Raw genomic sequence first — 19,389 nt, 5'->3', positions numbered from 1 at the left:
CATGAGCCGCCACACACTGTCCGTTCTGGTCGAAGACAAGCCCGGTGTGCTGACCCGCGTGGCCAGCCTTTTCGCCCGCCGCGCCTTCAACATCAATTCCCTGGCCGTCGGCCCGACGGAAGTTCCGGGCATGTCCCGGATGACCGTCGTCGTTGACGCTGACGGTGACCTGATCGAACAGGTCACCAAGCAGTTGAACAAGCTGGTCAACGTGATCAAGATTGTTGAACTGACTTCCGAATCTTCCGTACAGCGCGACCACATCCTGGTTAAGGTACGTGCGGATGCCGCAACTCGTCTGCAGGTGACCCAGGCTGCAGACCTGTTCCGTGCTTCAGTGGTCGACGTCTCCACAGACTCGGTGGTCATTGAAGCAACTGGCCATCCCGAAAAGCTCACGGCACTGCTTTCGGTGCTGGAGCCCTTCGGTATCCGCGAAATTGTGCAGTCCGGCACGCTGGCCGTTGGACGGGGATCCCGCTCCATGAGTGATCGGGCCCTGCGCTCCGCGTAACGCACAGCCCAGGCGGTGTGCTTGCCCGCAAACGCAGCACCACAGACACACATCTACAAGAAATCCACTCAAGAGGAGTTACGCAAGTGACTGAAATGTTTTACGACGACGACGCAGACCTGTCGATCATCCAGGGCCGCAAGGTTGCCATTGTGGGCTACGGCTCCCAGGGCCACGCCCACGCGCTGAACCTGCGCGATTCCGGCGTCGATGTTGTCATCGCCCTCAAGGAAGGCTCGCCCTCCACCGCCAAGGCGCAGGACGCAGGCTTCACGGTCAAGAACGTTGCCGACGCCGCCGAATGGGCCGATGTCATCATGATCCTTGCGCCGGACCAGTACCAGCGCTCGATCTTCAACGACTCCATCAAGGACAAGCTGACCCCCGGCAAGGCCCTGGCCTTCGCCCACGGTTTCAACATCCGCTTCGGCTACATCGAGGCACCGGAAGGCGTTGACGTCATCCTGGTCGCCCCGAAGGCCCCCGGCCACACCGTGCGCCGCGAGTTCGAAGCCGGCCGCGGCATCCCGGACATCATCGCCGTTGAGCAGGACGCCACCGGTTCCGCCTGGGAGCTGGCCAAGTCCTACGCCAAGGCCATTGGCGGCACTCGCGCCGGCGTCATCAAGACCACCTTCACCGAAGAGACCGAAACCGACCTCTTCGGCGAGCAGGCTGTCCTGTGCGGCGGTGTTTCCCAGCTGGTCCAGTACGGCTTCGAGACCCTGACCGAGGCCGGCTACCAGCCGCAGATTGCCTACTTCGAGGTGCTGCACGAGCTCAAGCTCATCGTTGACCTCATGTGGGAAGGCGGCATCGCCAAGCAGCGCTGGAGCGTTTCTGACACCGCTGAGTACGGCGACTACGTCTCCGGCCCGCGCGTCATCACCCCCGAGGTGAAGGAAAACATGAAGGCCGTCCTCGCCGACGTCCAGTCCGGTGCCTTCGCCAAGCGCTTCATCGAGGACCAGGACAATGGCGGCGTCGAGTTCAAGGAGCTGCGTGCCAAGGCTGAGCAGCACCCGATCGAGGGCGTCGGCCGCGAACTGCGCTCCCTGTTCTCCTGGCAGCAGCAGGACGAGGACTACGTAGAGGGCTCGGCAGCCCGCTAAGGCTGAGCCCTTCATGCACTGCAGTGAGGCCGGGTTCACACTTAACAATGTGAGCCCGGCCTTTCCGTACGCCTAGACTTTATGTACCCCCCAGGACTTCAACGCAGAGGATCAGCTGTGTCAAAACCCGTAGTACTGCTTGCCGAAGAACTTTCGCCCGCCACCATCGAGGCCCTTGGCCCGGACTTTGAAATCCGCCAGACCGACGGCGCCGATCGTTCCCAGCTGCTCTCTGCCATCGAGGACGTTGACGCCATCCTGGTCCGCTCCGCCACGAAGGTGGACGCCGAGGCCATTGCCGCCGCGAAGAACCTGAAGGTCATCGCGCGCGCCGGCGTCGGGCTGGACAACGTCGACATCAAGGCTGCCACCCAGGCCGGTGTCATGGTGGTCAACGCTCCGACGTCGAACATCGTTTCTGCCGCGGAACTGACCGTTGGCCACATCCTGAGCCTGGCCCGCCACATCCCGCAGGCCAGCGCCGCCCTGAAGGACGGCGAGTGGAAGCGGTCCAAGTACACCGGCATCGAACTCTTCGAGAAGAAGATCGGCATCATCGGCCTGGGCCGCATCGGCGCCCTGGTCGCCGCCCGCCTGCAGGGCTTCGACACCGAGATCCTCGCATTCGACCCCTACATCACCTCTGCCCGCGCCGCCCAGCTCGGCGTGAAGCTCGTCACCCTGGACGAGCTGCTCGCGCAGTCTGACTTCATTACCATCCACATGCCCAAGACGCCGGAAACGGTCGGCATGCTCGGAGCTGACGCCTTCAAGAAGATGAAGAGCACGGCCTACGTGGTGAACGTGGCCCGCGGCGGCCTCGTGGACGAGGAAGCCCTCTACACCGCGCTGCAGGACCGCCAGATTGCCGGCGCCGCCGTGGACGTCTTCGTCCAGGAGCCCAGCACCGACCTGCCGTTCTTCAAGCTGGACAATGTTGTGGTCACCCCGCACCTGGGCGCGTCAACGGACGAGGCACAGGAAAAGGCCGGCGTCTCCGTCGCCAAGTCCGTCCGTCTCGCCCTCGCGGGGGAACTGGTTCCGGACGCCGTGAACGTTGCCGGCGGCCTGATCGCCCCCGACGTCCGCCCGGGCATCCCGTTGATCGAGAAGCTGGGCCGCATCTTCACGGCGCTGACCCACGCCTCCGTGACCCAGATCGACGTCGAGGTTGCCGGCGAAATCGCCGCGCTTGATGTCAAGGTCCTGGAGCTCGCCGCCCTCAAGGGGATCTTCGCCGACATCGTCACCGAGCAGGTGTCCTACGTCAACGCCCCCGTGATCGCAGAGCAGCGCGGCATCAACGTCCGCCTCATCACCACCCCCGAGGCCGAGGACTACCGCAACGTGCTGACGCTGCGCGGCGCCCTGAGCGACGGCGCACAGATCTCCGTGGCCGGCACCCTGACCGGTCCCAAGCAGGTGCAGAAGCTCGTCGGCGTGAACGGCTACGACGTCGAGATCCCCATCAGCGAGCACCTCGTGGTGGTCTCCTACGCGGACCGTCCTGGCGTCATCGGCACCATCGGCCACATCCTGGGCATGAACAACATCAACATCGGCGGCATGCAGGTGGCGCGGAGCGCGGAGGGCGGCCAGGTCCTGGCGCTGCTCACCATCGACAGCTCCGTCCCGCAGCAGGTGCTGGACGCCATCAAGGCCGGCATCGGTGCCGAGATGGTGCGCGAAGTGGACCTCGAGGACTAGTCCGACGAACACCGGCCGGCAACGGCCAGGTCCCCAACGCGGGGTGAACTCCTTGTCCCCTGGAGTTCGCCCCGGCCAAGTATGATTGGCCGGTCTGCGTACAATAGCTAGGTTCGAATTTAAGGATCCAGCCGGCAGGCCGGCCAATACTTTTTGCACGCCCGCAAGGGACACCCCCACATTCTGCGGTCATCGTGGCGTGCGCACGCAATCCAGGTTTCAGGGAGCCCAATGAACGCCGTCCAGAGGTTCATCAGAAGCAAAGTGCTGTTGCTAACCGCTGCAATTCTGATCTTCGCCATGTGCCTGTCCGTCCTCGTCCAGACCCAGTCGCAGGCAGCGCTGAACCGGACCGTGGACCAGAACTCGCGCGGGCTCTACGACATCCTGGTGCAGGCCAAGGCGGGCTCCGACGGTTCGCTTATGCAGCCCGAGATTGCCACGGGTCAAGGCGGCGTCAGCTTCGACCAGCTGCAGAAGATCCGGGATCTGTCAGGCACCTCCGTTGCCGCGCCCATCAGCCTGGTCTCGCGAGTGACGCAGAACCTCGAGACGCCGCGCCTGGAGGCCATGGACTACCTGGGCTTCAACGCCGGACTCGTCGGCACCGCGACCGCCGGGCAGCCGGGCGGCACCGATCCCAGCAAATGGCCGAAAGCGCAGTCCGTACTCAGCGACACCCCCAAGAAGTACCGCCTGACGGCCAGCGCCACTAGCTCCGACGGGTCCGCGCAGCACACCCTTTTCAAGTCCACTGCCGAGGGCAGCCTCGGCAAGGGCAAGCTCGTGGAGCAGCAGGTCGACGGAGGCAACAGCATCCAGATCGCCGGTCCCGATGGCGAAACCGGGATTAAGTTCCCGGCCCCGGCCGGCGGGTCGGAGCACAACTTGTTCAACCTCACCGTTGCCCTGCCCATGGCTCCGGAGGTCACGGAGTCCGTGGTCGCCGTCGACCCCGTTTCCGAGCGTGCCCTGTTGGGCACCTCCGGTGACTTCCTGGCGCCGCTGGAGAAGGCACCGCCGGCCGATGCCCGCAGCGCCGAGGCGGTTGGCCAGCACCTGGAGAGCCTCTTTACCACGGGCATTGGCATGAAGGAACTCGAGGAAGGCCCTGACTTCCTTGGCGTGAAGCTCAAGTACTGGGCTCCCATCATGACCCAGTACCAGCAGGCCAAGCGCAACGGCCAGCTCACCAAGGATTCCCAGGCCATCCCGCTGATCGTCCGCTCCGGCACTTCGGTTGACCTGAGGTACTCCGTGAAAATCGAGGAGATCGACGACTCCGGAAACGTGGTCAAGGAAGTCGGCACCGCTGAGCGCTCCCTGGACAAGGATTACCTGCCCTTCGTCTCCAAGTCGCCCTTCGCGCTGTCCTGGCCCGGGTCAACGGATTACTCCGAGCTGCTCGGCAACTCGGCGAACTTCAGCCGCGGCCTCTACAGCCCCGCCACCTGGAGCACCAACTTCGCGTCCGCCCCCAAGTACACGGACGGTTCCACCGCAGGCAACGGTGCCGAGGACAAGACCGCCACCCCCGGCGAATGGGTCACCGTGAACCGCCTGCCGGAGAAGAGCGCCACCGGCGAGGCCGTAGACCAGACCCAGCGCAATCCCGTTGACGAGCGCTCCTACCGGGAGAACCTGGAAACGGGCAAGAAGCTGGCTACCCCGCTCGCCATGGTCTATGGCACGTTCGATCCCGCTGCCGTCCAGGACGCGGCCGGGGACGTCAACCGGCTTCCGCTCGGCGGCTACGATCCCACGCCCATGACGCTGAGCAAGGATGCGCAGGGCAAGGACGTTGCGGACACCGCGCTCAAGCCCTCCCTGAGCGCCACCGGACTCGTCAGCCAGTCGGCCGGCGCCATCACCGACTACTACGGCCTGGCTGCTGCCCGCGGCTACGAGAAGAACGCCTCCGTTATCGACGCCGTGCGCGTGCGGGCCAGCGCCGCCGGCAGCTGGAAGCAGGTCCAGCCTGAGGTGGACAAGCTCGCCAGCGAGATCCGGGACATGGGTCTTGAAGCTACCGTGGTGGCCGGTTCTGCCCGCGAGGATGCCAACATCTTCGTTCCCGGCTACTCCAAGGACGACGCCGGCAAGGAGTCCGCCCTTGGGACTGTCCAGCAGTCGTGGGTCAGGCAGAACGCGGCCGACGCCGTTGCCGGCTCGCTGACGGCGACGAACCTGACGCTGCTGTTCCTCACGCTCTGCGGTGCCGCGCTGCTGACCGGTGCCTCGACTGTCAGCTACGTGCGGTTGCGCCGCAGCGAGGCCGGCACGCTGCGTGCCATGGGCTGGACCCAGCGCCGCATCCGGTCATGGGTGCTGGAGGAGTTTGCTGTCGGCGCCGGACTGCTGGCCGTGGCCGGAATAGTGCTTAGCCTCCTGAGCTGGAACATCGCCACCGCCATCGTCTCGGCGTCCGTGCTGGCCCTGTACCTCGGCGCGGCCTTTTTCGCCGCCCAGCAGCTGCGCCACCGCGAGGAAGTGAACCAGGAACCGCAGCACGATGAAAAGCTCATTGCCGTCGACTCGCCGCTGACCTTCGCGAACCGGCAGCTGGGCACGCACCGCTTCAACGCCATCTCGCTGGCCGTTGCCGTTGGCGTGTTCGGCTCGGCAGTCGGCGGCCTGATCGCCCTGCTGATCGACATCCCGCGTGCCGCCGGCGCCAGTGCGCTCAGCGGCCTGGCCGCCGCCAGTGTGGCCCTGCCGAGCATTATTCTTGGTCTGTCCGGCGTGGCGGTGGGGCTCCTGCTCACACTGGTGACCGGGCGCTTCGAGCTGAAGGCCAAGCGACGCTACCTCGGCACGCTTCAGGCGATGGGCTGGAACCCCGACATGCTGGGCCAGGTCCGCTTCTTCGAAAACGCGCTGGTGGGAGCGGTTGCCGTCCCGCTGAGTATCCTCGGCGCCCTGGGCATCGGCCTTGTTCTTGCCCCCTACGCCGCGCTGTGGGCCGCCGTGGCCGGTCTCGTGGCTGTTCTCTGCTGGATTCCGATTGCAACGAAAGTGGTCAAATGACTAACGACCTGAACCTTCGCCGCGTGCGCGGGAACAAAGAGGCTGAAACCCCGGTTCAGACCCGGGCCAACACCATCGTCAAGGAAGCCGACCACGCCACCCCGCTGGAGCTGAGCAACATCACCATCCGCTACGGCGGGGGCAAGAACGGCTCCGACGCCGTCAGCGTCGTGGAGGGCTTTGACCTCACCCTGAACGCGGGGGAGATGCACTGCGTGGCGGGCCGAAGCGGCTCGGGCAAGACCAGCATCCTGACCGTCGGAGCGGGCCTGACCCTGCCGACGTCGGGCCGGGTGCTGTGGGAGGGCGATTCGCTCGAAACCATGAGCGACGACGAGATCGCCGACCGCCGCCGTGCCCTGATCGGCTATGTTGACCAGGGCGGTGCCCTGATCGACGGCATGAGCGCGCTTGAAAACGTGCTCCTCCCGGCGGTTCCGGACGGCGAGGTGGAGCAGCGGCGTGAGATGGCCAAGGACCTCCTGGACCTCGTGGGCCTCGGCCGCCGCATGCGGCACCGTCCCGAGCAGCTCTCCGGCGGTGAGCGCCAGCGCGTCGCCATCGCCCGCGCCCTGATCCTGGGCACCCGCGTCCTGGTGGTGGACGAGCCCACGGCGAGCCTGGACCGGGCCTCCGCCAACCGCATCATCAGCATCCTCAAGGACACAACGTCCGACGGCATTGCAGTCCTCGTGGCGTCACATGACCACGAACTGGTCCGGCTGAGCGATACGCTGACCGAACTGATCTAGATCCATCCCTCCGCACTAAAGGTAACGTTCCGCCGTGACTTCCTCAGACAAGAGCCCCTTCTACATCACTACGGCCATCACCTACCCGAACGGCGTGCCGCACATCGGCCACGCCTACGAGTACATCGCCACTGATGCAATGGCCCGGTTCAAGCGGCTCGATGGCTACGACGTGAAGTTCCTGACCGGCACGGACGAGCACGGGCTGAAGATCGCGCAGACGGCGGAGAAGGAAGGCGTCTCGCCCAAGGAACTGGTGGACCGGAACGCGGAAATCTACAAGGCCGCACACGCCGCCCTCGGCATCAGCTACGACCGGTTCATCCGCACCACGGACGCGGACCACTACACCGCCTCGCAGGCCATCTGGAAGAAGATGGAAGCCAACGGGGACATCTACCTGTCCAAGTATGAGGGCTGGTACTCCGTGCGGGACGAGGCCTACTACGGTGAAGACGACACCGTAGTGAAGGAGGACGGCGCCCGGTACACCAAGGAGACCGACACCCCGGTGACCTGGACCGCCGAGGAAAGCTACTTCTTCCGGCTGTCCGCCTACCAGGACAAGCTGCTGGCTCTGTACGAGGCACAGCCCGAGTTCGGCGCGCCGCAGTCCCGGTTCAACGAGGTCATCAGCTTCGTTAAGCGCGGCCTCGAGGACCTGTCCATCAGCCGCACCACCTTCGACTGGGGGGTGCCCGTTCCCGGCGATGAAAAGCACGTCATGTACGTGTGGGTGGACGCCCTGACCAACTACCTCACCGGCGCAGGCTACCCGGACGTGGAATCCGAGTCGTTCAAGCGGTACTGGCCGGCCGATGTCCACATCATCGGCAAGGACATCTCGCGCTTCCATGCCATCTACTGGCCGGCCTTCCTCATGAGCGCCGGCCTCGAGTTGCCCAAGCGGGTCATGATCCACGGGTTCCTGCACAACAACGGCGTCAAGATGTCCAAGTCCCTGGGCAATGTCGTTGCCCCGGCGGACTTCGTGGCCCAGTACGGCCTGGACCAGGTCCGGTTCTTCTTCCTCCGTGAGGTTCCGTTCGGCGCGGACGGCAGCTACAACCACGAGGCCATCGTCGGCCGGATGAACTCGGACCTGGCGAACAACTTCGGAAACCTGGCGCAGCGCTCACTGTCCATGGTGGCCAAGAACTGCGAGGGCCGGGTGCCTGTGCCGGGCGCGTTCACGGACGCGGACGCTGCCATCCTGGGCCAGGCCAACGCGCTGCTGGAGCAGGCACGTGCGGCCTTCGAAAAGCAGGAGTTCAGCCGTGCCCTCGAGGCGATCTGGACGGTACTGGGGGACACCAACGCGTACTTCGCCGAGCAGGCACCGTGGGTGCTGCGGAAGACCGACGTCGAACGCATGCAGACGGTGCTGTACGTGACCCTCGAGGTGCTGCGGATCGTCTCGATCCTCGCCCAGCCGGTCATGCCCACTGCCTCCGCCTCGTTGCTCGAGTGCCTTGGCCAGCCGGAAGGGGCGGCCCGAGAGTTCTCGGCCATCTCGATCCCGATCGTCGCGGGCACCGACCTGCCCGCCCCCGCGCCGGTGTTCCCGAAGTACGAGGAACCGGCGGGCGCCTGAAGCCGCAGCTGTCCACAATAACTATCCGTTCCGGACTGGTGCTGCTGATACTCAAGTGAGTGATGTTGCTGGCGGGTAAGTAGGGGGCAGGCTGCACAAACAGGTACCTGCTACTCGGGACGCTGATCAACGCTGAAATTACCCTAAAGAAACAAGCAAACTGGCATGGCGTTCGGGGTTCTCCACCACTAGTGGTCGTCGCGGTCACAACCATCAGATACAGCGCGGATCAGTATCGGTCTCTGCCACCGTTCGGTCAGTTTGCACTGGACTCTGGAGGGACCAAAAAATGAAACGAGCAATAGCAACGGCCGCTCTTGTGGGTGTGGGATTCTTCGGAACCTCAATTCCTGCTGCATTTGCCGAACCCGGCGACGACGCAGGGGGTTCGGGCCACACCTGCCAAGTGCCCGGCTCCGGTGGCGACTACTCCGGCCTGACAGTCGGTGCTGAGCAATCCCCGGGTGCCGGTGACGACGACTGCGGCAATGAGGGGCCGGGTGGCAATGAGGGACCGGGCGGTGGCTATGAGGGACCGGGCGGTGGCAATGAGGGACCGGGCGGTGGCTATGAAGAGCCGTCGTACGAGGAGCCGCCGTACGAGGAGCCTCCCGCTGAGCAGCCTCCGGTTGAACAGCCTCCCGCTGAGCAGCCTCCGGTTGAACAGCCTCCCGCTGAGCAGCCTCCGGCTGAGCAACCGCCCGTTGCTAAGCCGCCCGTGGCTGCGCCCATCGTGAAGCCTGTCGTGAAGCCAGTCACCAAGCCGGTGGTCAAGCCCGCGGCTGCTGCCCAGGCAGTGCAACCGGCACCCGCCGCGGCCGCACCTGTCCCCTCCGCGGCCAACGCCGGCTTCAACGTGCAGACTGCCGTCGGCGCGGGTTCCGAACCGGATGCCGGCATTCCGGCGTGGCTGGCAGGGATGATGGGGCTGTTCACTGCGCTGGCCGCCGGGGTGCTTGTCAAGAGCGGAATCCGTTCCAGGAAGCCGGAGGCATAACAAGACCAGTGCGGGTGCCTCAGTCCCGAGGCGCCCGCACTGGATAATCGGGGGACAGGGCCTTTGAGCCAGAGGAGTCATGTGGCCGCGCATCGCCGGCAGCGGGAAGGACGCCGACGCCGAGAGGAACGAACCCGGCAAGGCAGCCGTCTCCGGCTTCCAGGAGGCAGTCGCTTGCTGACATTCGGCCGCATCGAGCTGGCAGTGCTGGCCGTTTGCCTTTTGGGGCTGTTGGGATCCTGGCTGCTGTACGCCGGCACAGTGACGCACCCGCCAGCCCGTCAGGTCCCCACCCTGTCGACAGCGGCAGCGGCAGCACCGGCTACGGCATCGCCAGACCCGGCACCCAATCCTGCGGGCAACGCCAGGCCGGCCGCCCAACCCACGGCTGTGGCGGGCAAAGCGGCCACAGCAGAGGTGCGGAGCCGTCCAGGATCTGCTCCGCAACGCATTGTCTATCCAGCCATTGGCATGGACGTCGCGGTGCACCCGCTGAAGCCCAGCAGCAGCGATGTGGAATCGCAGTCCATCGTTCCTCCGGAGTCCCTGGATGGCTATTGGCTCACGCCGTACGGAATGCCCGGTTCCGGATCCCGGAACACCACCTACGTCGTCGGCCACAGCTGGGAAGGTCTTGATGCTCCTTTCAACCGACTCAGCACGCGCGCAGGGCGCGGAGACGTGTTCACGGTGCACACGGCGGCAGGGCAACTCAAGTACAGGGTCGATTCGGTGACCACCTACACGAAGTCGACCCTGAAAGACAGCCCGATCTGGAACGTCGTTCCCAACCGCCTGGTTGTGATCAGTTGCTATACGGCGGACCTTTGGGGCAAGAACGTGGCTGTCGTGGCGTCGCCCGCAGGACCGTGAGAGCAGCACCGCCGTTCAAATGCTGAGACGGCTTGACCAGAATGTGGATGGCTTGGCTACCCTGAAATCATGAGCGCATCTACCATCAATCTCGCTGTCATCCCGGGCGACGGCATTGGCCCGGAGGTCATCGCCGAAGCCCTGAAGGTTCTCGAAAAGGTCGTGGCCGCCGAGGGCGTCACCCTTGACCAGACCCACTACAAGCTCGGTGCCCAGCACTGGCTTGAGACCGGCGAGACCCTTCCGGAGGCTGTCCTCGAGGACCTGAAGTCGCGCGACGCCATCCTCTTCGGTGCCATCGGCGCAGCGCCGGGGGACACCCGCATCCCGTCGGGGCTGATCGAACGCGAACTGCTCCTCAAGCTGCGCTTCAGCCTTGACCACTACGTCAACCTGCGCCCCTCACGGCTCTACGGCACCGTGGGCAGCCCGCTGGCTGAACCGGGCAACATCGATTTCATCGTTGTCCGTGAAGGGACCGAAGGCCCCTACGTGGGCAACGGCGGCACCCTGCGCGGCGGCACGCCGCACGAGGTGGCCACCGAGGTTTCCCTGAACACTGCCCACGGCGTGGAGCGCGTGGTCCGGGATGCGTTCCGGCGTGCCAATGAGCGCCCGCGCAAGAAGCTGACGCTGGTCCACAAGCACAACGTGCTGGTCTTTGCCGGCCACCTGTGGAAGCGCACTGTCGAGGCCGTGGCCAAGGAATTCCCGGAGGTCACCCACGACTACCTGCACATTGATGCGGCGACCATCTTCATGGTCACTGATCCCGCCCGCTTCGACGTCATCGTCACCGACAACCTCTTCGGCGACATCATCACCGACCTTGCTGCGGCCGTTACCGGCGGAATCGGTCTGGCCGCCTCGGGCAACATCAACATGGACCGCACGGCACCGTCCATGTTCGAACCGGTCCACGGTTCCGCACCCGACATTGCCGGCCAGCACAAGGCGGACCCCACCGCGGCAATCCTGTCCGCAGCCCTCCTTCTGGACCACCTGGGCTACCCCGATGCGGCCCGGAGGATCGAGTCCGCGGTGGTGGCCGACGTCGAAAGCCGCAACGGCGAAGTGCGCAGCACCAGCGCCATCGGGGACGCCATCGCGGCGGCCGTTTAGCCTCCGCCAGCAGGCGTAAGCTTGACCTGAATTACCAATCGCTGCCGTGGTCCGATGCTGAACCACGTTCAGATGCCAGGCAGCCGACCGTGGAGGAACCATGACTCAGACTGCCCATGGCGTCGAATTCACCCAGCAGCCCTCGGCAACCCCGAAGTCTGCTGAGGAGCGTGCAGCCATCCTGGCGAACCCAGGCTTTGGCGACCACTTCACCGACCACACTGCGATTGTTGACTACACGGTCGACGCCAGCGGCCAAGGCGGATGGCATGATGCGCGGATCGAGGCCTACGGGCCGATCATGCTGGACCCGTCGGCCGCTGTGCTGCACTACGGGCAGGAAATCTTCGAGGGACTGAAGGCGTACCGTCACGCGGACGGCTCCATCTGGAGCTTCCGGCCTGAGGCCAACGCCGCCCGGATGAACAAGTCCGCCCGCCGGCTGGCGCTTCCGGAGATTCCGGCCGAATACTTCCTCGGCGCCATCCGCGAACTCGTGGCGGCGGACAAGGAATGGGTTCCTGCCGGCGACGGCGAGGCCCTGTACCTGCGCCCGTTCATGATCGCCACCGAGGCATTCCTGGGCGTCCGGGCAGCGCGCGAGGTGTCGTTCCGCGTCATTGCCTCGCCGGCCGGAAACTACTTCGGCGGCGAGCTGAAGCCGATTTCGATTTGGATTTCCCGCGAATACGCCCGGGCAGGCCGTGGCGGCACGGGCGCTGCGAAGTGCGGCGGCAACTACGCCGCCTCGCTTATCGCGCAGCAGGAGGCCGAGGCGAACGGCTGCAAGCAGGTGCTGTTCCTGGACCAGTTCAATGACAATGCCGTTGAGGAACTGGGCGGAATGAACGTCTTCTTCGTCATGAAGGACGGCTCGCTGGTGACGCCCGCGCTGAGCGGCACAATCCTCGAGGGCGTGACCCGCTCGTCGATCATGCAGGTCGCCAAGGACATGGGCCGCGAGGTGACCGAGCGGAAGATCACTCTGGATGAATGGCGCGACGGCGTTGCCTCCGGCGACATCGCCGAGGTCTTCGCCTGTGGCACCGCCGCGGTCATCACGCCCATCGGCGTTCTCAAGGACGCCACGGAGTACATCGGCTCCGAGGACGCAAAGGCGGGCGAGACCACCATGGCTATCCGGAAGCAGCTGCTCGGCATCCAGACCGGCGCCGTCGCGGACACCCACGGCTGGCTGACCCGGCTCGCCTGAGCCGCTTCGGCTAAATAGTTTCAAAGCGTACGACGGCGGGCGGCCGGCTGGGCTGTTTCGGCAGCTCACCGGCCGCCCGCCGTCGTTCTGCTGTCCGTCTGCTCCCGTTGGTCGCTTGTTTCCGGGATGACAGAATGAAACACGTGAACCAGGACATCACCAGCGCCTTCACCGACAGCAGCCCGCTGACGCGTTTCCGCCTCGCGCCCAATCCGGGGCCGATGAGCCTGGAGGGGACCAACTCCTACATTGTCGGGGAGCCCGGCCATGCCGCCATGGTGGTGGTTGATCCGGGTCCGCTTGATGAGGCTCACCTTCGGGCGCTGGCGGCGCCCGGACCCGTGGAGCTCATCCTGATCACGCACCGGCACGCGGACCACACCGCCGGTTCGGCCCGTCTTGCGGAAATCACCGGCGCGCCCGTCCGGGCCGCCGCTTCCGAGCATTGCCATGGGGGAGCAGTGCTGCAGTCCGGGGAAACGATCGCTGCCGGCGGGACAGAGATCCGGGTGGTTGCCACGCCGGGGCACACGTCCGACTCCGTCTGCTTCCATCTGCCCCTCGACGGACCTGCCGGCTCCGTACTGACCGGCGACACCATTCTGGGCCGGGGGACCACCGTGCTGGACCATCCGGACGGCACGCTGGCCGACTACCTCACTTCCCTCGACCGGCTGGAGCGGCTGGGGCCGGCCACGGTCCTGCCTGCCCACGGCCCCGTCCTGCCCGCACTCGACGCGGTGGTCCGCGCCTACCGTGACCACCGGCTGGACAGGCTCGCCCAGATCCGGACGGCCCTCGCCGGCCTGGGGCCGGACGCAGCCGTAAGCGACGTGACCAGCGTTGTTTATGCCGACGTCGCCCCTTCCGTCCGGCGCGCGGCGGAGAATTCCGTAGCGGCACAGCTGGAATACCTGCGCCTCCTGAGGGAGAGGGACTGAGACTGTAGGGTTGGAGCCATGCGTATTGCCCGGTTTGTAGTCGATTCTGATCCCCTTTACGGCGTTGTTGAAGGCCAGCCCGGCAGTGAGGAAATCACTGTCATCAACGGCGATCCGTTCTTCAACGGTGTGGAACGCACCGCCGTTCGGCACAAGCTGGAGGATGTCCGCCTGCTGGCGCCCATCATTCCGCGCAGCAAGGTGATTGGCGTCGGGCGGAACTTTGTAGAGCACGCCCACGAGCTCGGCAATGAGGTGCCCCAGCAGCCGCTGCTGTTCCTGAAGCCCAACACCTCCGTGGTGGGTCCGAACGATCCTGTTGTTCTGCCGGAGTTCTCCGAGGAGGTCTCCTTCGAGGCGGAGCTGTGCGTCGTCATCGGCCGCATCTGCAAGGACGTGCCGGAGGAGCGTGCCGACGACGTGATCTTCGGATACACCTGCGGCAACGACCTCACCGCCCGCGACGTCCAAAAGACGGATCTGCAGTGGGCGCGGGCCAAGGGCTTCGATACTTCCGCGCCGCTTGGACCGTGGATCGAAACCGAACTTGATCCCGAGGACCTGTCCATCAAGGGCCGGCTCAACGGCGAACTTCGCCAGGACGGCAGCACCACCCAGATGATCCGCGGCGTCCGCGAACTGGTCTCCATCGTCTCCAGCGCGTTCACTCTGCTGCCCGGGGATGTCATCATGACCGGCACCCCGGCAGGCGTGGGCCTCGTCCAGGCCGGCGACCGGTACGAAGTGGAGATCGAGGGCATCGGCCGGCTGTCGAACCCCATCGTCCGCCGCTAGCCGCGGACAGGGCGGGCGAGCCGCGGACGGGCAGCCGGGCAGGGGCAGGGGCGCCCGGTTGGTAAAGTTGGTATCACTATGACTACCCCCTCCGCCGCTCCTGCTGCCATTCCTGCCGTCACCGCCGAAACGCCCGTCCGCGTCCGCTTCTGCCCATCACCCACGGGTACCCCGCACGTCGGGCTGATCCGCACTGCGCTGTTCAACTGGGCCTACGCCCGCCACACCGGCGGCAAGATGATCTTTCGCATCGAGGACACGGACTCGGCACGCGACAGCGAGGAAAGCTACCACCAGCTGCTGGATGCCCTGAAGTGGCTCGGCATCGACTGGGACGAGGGCGTCGAGGTGGGCGGGCCCCACACGCCGTACCGCCAGTCGCAGCGGAGCGAGCTGTACAAGGACGTCGTCGCCAAGCTCAGGGCCGGCGGCCACATCTACGAGTCCTACTCGACGCCGGATGAGATCGAGGCGCGCCACCGCGCCGCCGGGCGGGACCCGAAGCTGGGCTACGACGGCTTTGACCGTGACCTCAGCGACGAACAGGTCGCGGCGTTCAAAGCCGAGGGCCGGGAAGCCGTGCTGCGCCTGCGGATGCCGGACGAGGACATCACGTTCACCGACCTGGTCCGTGGCGAGATCACGTTCAAGGCCGGATCTGTCCCGGACTTCGCCGTGGTGCGTGCCAACGGTGCACCGCTTTACACGCTGGTCAACCCGGTGGACGACGCGCTCATGGGGATCACGCACGTTCTCCGCGGCGAGGACCTGCTCAGCTCCACGCCGCGGCAGATCGCACTGTACCGGGCGCTGTATGCGGTGGGCGTTGCAGAATACATGCCGGAGTTCGGTCACCTGCCTTACGTTATGGGCCAGGGCAACAAGAAGCTCTCCAAGCGCGACCCGGAATCAAGCCTCTTCCTGCACCGGGAGCGCGGCTTCATCCCCGAGGGGCTGCTGAACTACCTTTCCCTGCTCGGCTGGTCCCTGAGCGCCGACGAGGATATCTTCACGGTGGAACAGCTGGTGAAGAACTTCGACATCCACGATGTCCTGGCCAACCCGGCCCGGTTCGACCTCAAGAAGGCCGAAGCGATCAACGGAACACACGTCCGGCTGCTGGACCCTGCCGTCTTCCGCGAGCGGCTGGTCCCGTACCTCCGGCACGCCGGCCTGGTGGGGGAGATTCTCACCGACCGCCAGGAGGAGATCCTGACGGAGTCCGCGCCGCTGGTCCAGGAGCGGATCACCCTCCTCGGCGAAGCCCCGGAGATGCTGGCGTTCCTGTTCAAATCTGACGACGCGATCGACGTCGCCGCCGACGCCCGCAAGGGCCTGCCGGCGAACGTCACCGAGGTTCTTGATGCGGCGCTGGCTGCCCTCGAGCCCATCGGCGACTGGACCGCTGAAAACATCCAGTACGCGCTGAAGCAGGCGCTGGTGGAAGACCTGGGGATCAAGCCCCGGCTCGCGTTCGGTCCCGTGCGCACCGCGATCTCCGGCCGCCGGATCTCGCCGCCGCTGTTCGAGTCCATGGTCATCCTGGGCAAGGAATCGTCCCTGGCGCGCCTGCGCGCTTTCCGCGGCTGATGTCACACCCAGCAGTGGAAACCGCCGTCCTGTCCCGCAGCCTCGGGGCGGTCAGCGGTGTCTTGTTCGACATTGACGACACCCTTGTGGACCTTGCCTACGCCATGACCACGGCGCTGCGGGACGCCAGCGAACACCTCCTGCCGGGCCTGGACCAGGCCGGGTGGGAGAAGGTGGGGCGGATCTTCACACACGAGACGACGCACTATTACGACCGCTACCTCGCCGGCGAGCTGACCTTCAACGAGCAGAGACTGCTCCGGGGCCGCGCTGCCCTGGGCCACTTCGGCGTCGAAATGGGCGAGGGCGAGGAGTCGCACAACTGGCTCAGCACCTACTCACGGCTGCAACCCAGCTACGTCAAGGCCTATGAAGATGTCCTGCCGTTCCTCGACGCCTTGGACCAGGCCGGTATTCCTTATGGTGCCGTGAGTAACAACGTGCACGATTACCAGCGGGTGAAGCTGGACAGCGCCGGTTTGGAACGCATCCGGTCCCTCGTGGGCACCGATACGGTCGGTGTCCCCAAGCCGGACCCTGCCATCTACCTCGAGGGCGTCCGGCTGATCGGCAGCACGCCCGCCACCACGCTCTACATCGGGGACAACCGGCTCCTGGACGCCGAGGGTTCGACGGCGGCAGGACTGCTGGGCATCTGGCTGAACCGCAGCGGGGAGCAGGCTCCGGGTTTCCAGGGGCAGGAGATTGCCTCGCTGCTGGAACTGCTGGCTCTGCCAGCCGGGTCAAGCTAGTCGGCCAGGTCCGTTGCCTGCGCCCATCACGGCGTTCTGAAAGTGTGGCGCAGGTAACGGACCGCCGATTTGTGCGGCGCAAAACTCTCGGGTAGAGTAATTACTCGTGCTGAGGGGCACGGAGCGAAAGATAAAGACTTTCGACCGGCCCGAAAGTGCCCATGGGATATGGTGTAATTGGCAACACTACGGTTTCTGGTACCGTCATTCTAGGTTCGAGTCCTGGTATCCCAGCTCTGAATCTCTCCGGATTTTCCGCAGAATTTCAGGTGTTGCGAATCGAAAATTAGCGATTTGGAACAAAGCCAAAGGTGTGAAACACTAGCTTGGCTTGATTGGCGGAAACGCTGATTGGAAAGTACGCGGCCCCATCGTATAGCGGCCTAGTACGCCGCCCTCTCACGGCGGTAACGCGGGTTCGAATCCCGCTGGGGTCACGAGTAACCGGCTCCGGGCGACAGCCCGGGGCCGGTTTCGCTTTGCCACAAAATCCCGAGCGCCCCCTGGGTGTTTAGCGGCCGCCAATGCGCGGGGCCGACCGAAAGTCGGCCTGAACTGGCATGATGAGGCTGTGACCTCCGACCGGATCCCGCCAACCCAGGGCCAGGACATGGAAACGCAGCCCGCCGGCGTGCGCCTCCTGGAGGACGTCCGCCGCGATCTGGCAGCTGTCTCGTTACCGCTGGCCCTGCCGACGGCCGAACAGGCGCGGCTGGAGATCCGGAACTCCGTGGCCCAGCTCGATGACTACGTCCTGCCCCGCTACCGCAGCCTTGACGCTCCGCTGCTGGCCGTCGTCGGCGGTTCGACCGGCGCCGGCAAGTCGACACTCGTGAACGCGCTCGTGGGCCACCCGGTCACACGTGCCGGCGCCATCCGGCCCACCACCCGCCAGCCCATCCTGCTGCACCATCCCTCGGAAGCTGACTGGTTCGAGGACCAGCGGGTACTGCCCGGACTCAGCCGGATCCGCGGAACCGTCGTCCCTGCCCCTGCCGCTGCCACGCCTGCCGCTACTGCTGCGCCCGCCGGTGTGGCCGGACCGTCAACGGACACCGCGCCCGTCACGTCATTGGTCCTCGTGGGCGAGCCTGCCGTGCCTGCGGGCATTGCACTGCTTGATGCTCCGGACGTGGACTCCATCTCCGACGAGAACCGCAGGCTCGCCGGGCAGCTGCTGGCGGCCGCCGACCTTTGGATCTTCGTGACCACCGCCAACCGCTACGCTGACGCCGTTCCGTGGAAGCTGCTGCTGAACGCGGCGTCGAGGGACATCATGGTGGCGGTGGTCCTCGACCGCGTGCCGCCGGCGGCGGAAGCCGAAGTGAGCGAGGACCTGCGCAGCATGCTGGCTAGGGAAGGCCTTGGTGCCGCCCGCCTGTTTGTCATTCCGGAAGTCGCCCTCGGCAGCTCCGGCATGCTGCCTGGGGAAACCGTGGAACCCCTGAAAGCCTGGCTCCGCGGCCTTGCCGATGACGCCGCTGCCCGCGCTGACATCGCAAGGCGGACGTTGCACGGCGCAGTACGGGACCTTGGCCATCGCGTGGGCCGCATCGCCGACGCCGCCAAGGAGCAAGGCCGCGCGGCCACCCTGCTTGGCGACGACGTACGGGCCGCCTACCAGGACGCGGGCACCCGGATCATCGACGCCACTAAGGACGGGGCGCTCCTGCGCGGCGAGGTCCTGGCCCGCTGGCAGGATTTTGTGGGAACGGGTGAGTTCTTCCGCAGCCTGGAGCAGAACGTGGGGCGGTTCCGCGACCGGCTTGGGGCGTTCTTCCGCGGCGAGCCCGCGCCCGCAGTGGATGTGGAAACCGCCATTGAAACGGGGCTCCATGCCGTCATAGTGGATGAAGCTGCCAAGGCGGCGGAGGACGCAGACCAGCGCTGGCGCTCGGATCCGGCAGGCCGGCAGCTCCTGGGCGCTGACGACCTCTCGGGTACGAGCCCCGGCTTTGCGGACCTCGTGGCGGCGGAAATACGCGACTGGCAGGCGGGCCTCATGGAACTAATCAGGACCGAGGGGCAGGACAAGCGGACCCAGGCGCGCTGGCTCTCCTTCGGCATCAACGGCCTGGGCGCCGCCCTGATGATCGTGGTTTTCTCCATGACTGCCGGCCTGACCGGCCTTGAGATCGGCGTCGCCGGAGGGACCGCCGTCGTGGGCCAGAAATTGCTCGAAGCGGTCTTCGGCGAGGACGCCGTACGCCGGCTCGCACGTACCGCACGTGACGATTTGAGCAGCAGGTGCCGAAGCCTCCTGGCGGCTGAGCAGGAGCGCTTCCTGGACCGGCTGGCCCCGGAAGCCGGGCAGGCCGCCGTCGGGCTTGCCGAACATGCGCGGGCGCTCACACGGCTGGTGGACGCCACGTGAACCGCTGGGGGAGGCCGAAGGAAGAA

At 65.8% G+C, this 19,389-nt stretch carries 16 protein-coding genes and 2 tRNA genes; 17 read left to right on the top strand and 1 reads right to left on the bottom strand.

Features of this window, described 5'->3' with window-relative positions; genetic code table 11:
* Nucleotide 1: 1 nt before the first annotated feature.
* The 6 genes from ilvN (at nt 2) to metG (ending at nt 8,706) form a co-directional block, all read left to right on the top strand.
* On the top strand, nt 2-514 hold the full coding sequence (gene ilvN / locus QFZ33_RS16830) for an acetolactate synthase small subunit (protein ID WP_055796055.1): 513 nt from the start codon (nt 2-4) through the stop codon (nt 512-514).
* Between the two features lie 86 nt (nt 515-600).
* On the top strand, nt 601-1,626 hold the full coding sequence (gene ilvC / locus QFZ33_RS16825; RefSeq protein ID WP_307029305.1) for a ketol-acid reductoisomerase: 1,026 nt from the start codon (nt 601-603) through the stop codon (nt 1,624-1,626).
* Between the two features lie 117 nt (nt 1,627-1,743).
* Nucleotides 1,744-3,333, top strand: a complete 1,590-nt coding sequence (serA, locus tag QFZ33_RS16820) for a phosphoglycerate dehydrogenase (RefSeq protein ID WP_307029303.1) — start codon at nt 1,744-1,746, stop codon at nt 3,331-3,333.
* Nucleotides 3,334-3,564: 231 nt separating this feature from the next.
* The gene (locus QFZ33_RS16815; RefSeq protein WP_307029301.1) at nt 3,565-6,360 is read left to right on the top strand and encodes an ABC transporter permease; all 2,796 of its coding nucleotides are present in this window, start codon (nt 3,565-3,567) and stop codon (nt 6,358-6,360) included.
* Nucleotides 6,357-7,112 carry an ABC transporter ATP-binding protein gene (locus QFZ33_RS16810; RefSeq protein WP_307029299.1) on the top strand — a complete coding sequence of 252 codons (756 nt, stop codon included), beginning with the start codon at nt 6,357-6,359 and terminating at the stop codon, nt 7,110-7,112. Before QFZ33_RS16815 ends, QFZ33_RS16810 begins: the two co-directional genes overlap by 4 nt.
* A 34-nt stretch (nt 7,113-7,146) precedes the next feature.
* Nucleotides 7,147-8,706, top strand: a complete 1,560-nt coding sequence (gene metG, locus QFZ33_RS16805; RefSeq protein WP_307029297.1) for a methionine--tRNA ligase — start codon at nt 7,147-7,149, stop codon at nt 8,704-8,706.
* A 343-nt stretch (nt 8,707-9,049) separates the two neighbouring features.
* On the opposite strand, the gene QFZ33_RS16800 is transcribed toward metG, so the two are convergent.
* The gene (locus tag QFZ33_RS16800; RefSeq protein WP_307029295.1) at nt 9,050-9,403 is read right to left on the bottom strand and encodes a hypothetical protein; all 354 of its coding nucleotides are present in this window, start codon (nt 9,401-9,403) and stop codon (nt 9,050-9,052) included.
* 48 nt (nt 9,404-9,451) lie between these two features.
* Between QFZ33_RS16800 and QFZ33_RS16795 the strand changes: the two genes are divergently transcribed.
* The 11 genes from QFZ33_RS16795 (at nt 9,452) to QFZ33_RS16745 (ending at nt 19,363) form a co-directional block, all read left to right on the top strand.
* Nucleotides 9,452-9,703, top strand: coding sequence for a hypothetical protein (locus QFZ33_RS16795; RefSeq protein ID WP_307029293.1), 252 nt, complete (start codon nt 9,452-9,454; stop codon nt 9,701-9,703).
* 174 nt (nt 9,704-9,877) lie between these two features.
* Nucleotides 9,878-10,576: a class F sortase gene (locus tag QFZ33_RS16790; RefSeq protein WP_307029291.1), complete on the top strand. Its 699-nt coding sequence runs from the start codon at nt 9,878-9,880 to the stop codon at nt 10,574-10,576.
* A 69-nt stretch (nt 10,577-10,645) separates the two neighbouring features.
* The gene (locus tag QFZ33_RS16785) at nt 10,646-11,698 is read left to right on the top strand and encodes a 3-isopropylmalate dehydrogenase (protein WP_307029288.1); all 1,053 of its coding nucleotides are present in this window, start codon (nt 10,646-10,648) and stop codon (nt 11,696-11,698) included.
* 100 nt (nt 11,699-11,798) lie between these two features.
* Complete coding sequence (locus QFZ33_RS16780; protein WP_307029286.1) at nt 11,799-12,911, top strand: branched-chain amino acid aminotransferase; 1,113 nt, start codon at nt 11,799-11,801, stop codon at nt 12,909-12,911.
* 143 nt (nt 12,912-13,054) lie between these two features.
* Entirely contained in the window at nt 13,055-13,852 is a 798-nt protein-coding gene (locus tag QFZ33_RS16775) for an MBL fold metallo-hydrolase (protein ID WP_307029285.1), read from the top strand.
* Between the two features lie 18 nt (nt 13,853-13,870).
* Nucleotides 13,871-14,647 (top strand): fumarylacetoacetate hydrolase family protein, encoded by a 777-nt coding sequence (locus tag QFZ33_RS16770; protein ID WP_214848213.1) that lies wholly within the window; start codon nt 13,871-13,873, stop codon nt 14,645-14,647.
* 78 nt (nt 14,648-14,725) lie between these two features.
* Nucleotides 14,726-16,237: a glutamate--tRNA ligase gene (gltX, locus tag QFZ33_RS16765; protein ID WP_307029282.1), complete on the top strand. Its 1,512-nt coding sequence runs from the start codon at nt 14,726-14,728 to the stop codon at nt 16,235-16,237.
* On the top strand, nt 16,237-16,989 hold the full coding sequence (locus QFZ33_RS16760) for an HAD family hydrolase (RefSeq protein WP_307029280.1): 753 nt from the start codon (nt 16,237-16,239) through the stop codon (nt 16,987-16,989). Before gltX ends, QFZ33_RS16760 begins: the two co-directional genes overlap by 1 nt.
* Before the next feature lie 162 nt (nt 16,990-17,151).
* Nucleotides 17,152-17,223: transfer RNA gene (locus tag QFZ33_RS16755), tRNA-Gln, on the top strand.
* A gap of 130 nt (nt 17,224-17,353) precedes the next feature.
* Nucleotides 17,354-17,426, top strand: a tRNA-Glu gene (locus tag QFZ33_RS16750).
* Between the two features lie 173 nt (nt 17,427-17,599).
* Nucleotides 17,600-19,363 (top strand): dynamin family protein, encoded by a 1,764-nt coding sequence (locus tag QFZ33_RS16745; RefSeq protein WP_307031865.1) that lies wholly within the window; start codon nt 17,600-17,602, stop codon nt 19,361-19,363.
* Nucleotides 19,364-19,389: the final 26 nt, after the last annotated feature.

Origin of the sequence: Arthrobacter globiformis, assembly GCF_030815865.1 — a bacterium.
In the GTDB taxonomy this organism is placed as follows: domain Bacteria; phylum Actinomycetota; class Actinomycetes; order Actinomycetales; family Micrococcaceae; genus Arthrobacter; species Arthrobacter globiformis_B.
This window is presented reverse-complemented; position numbering and strand designations above follow the sequence as displayed.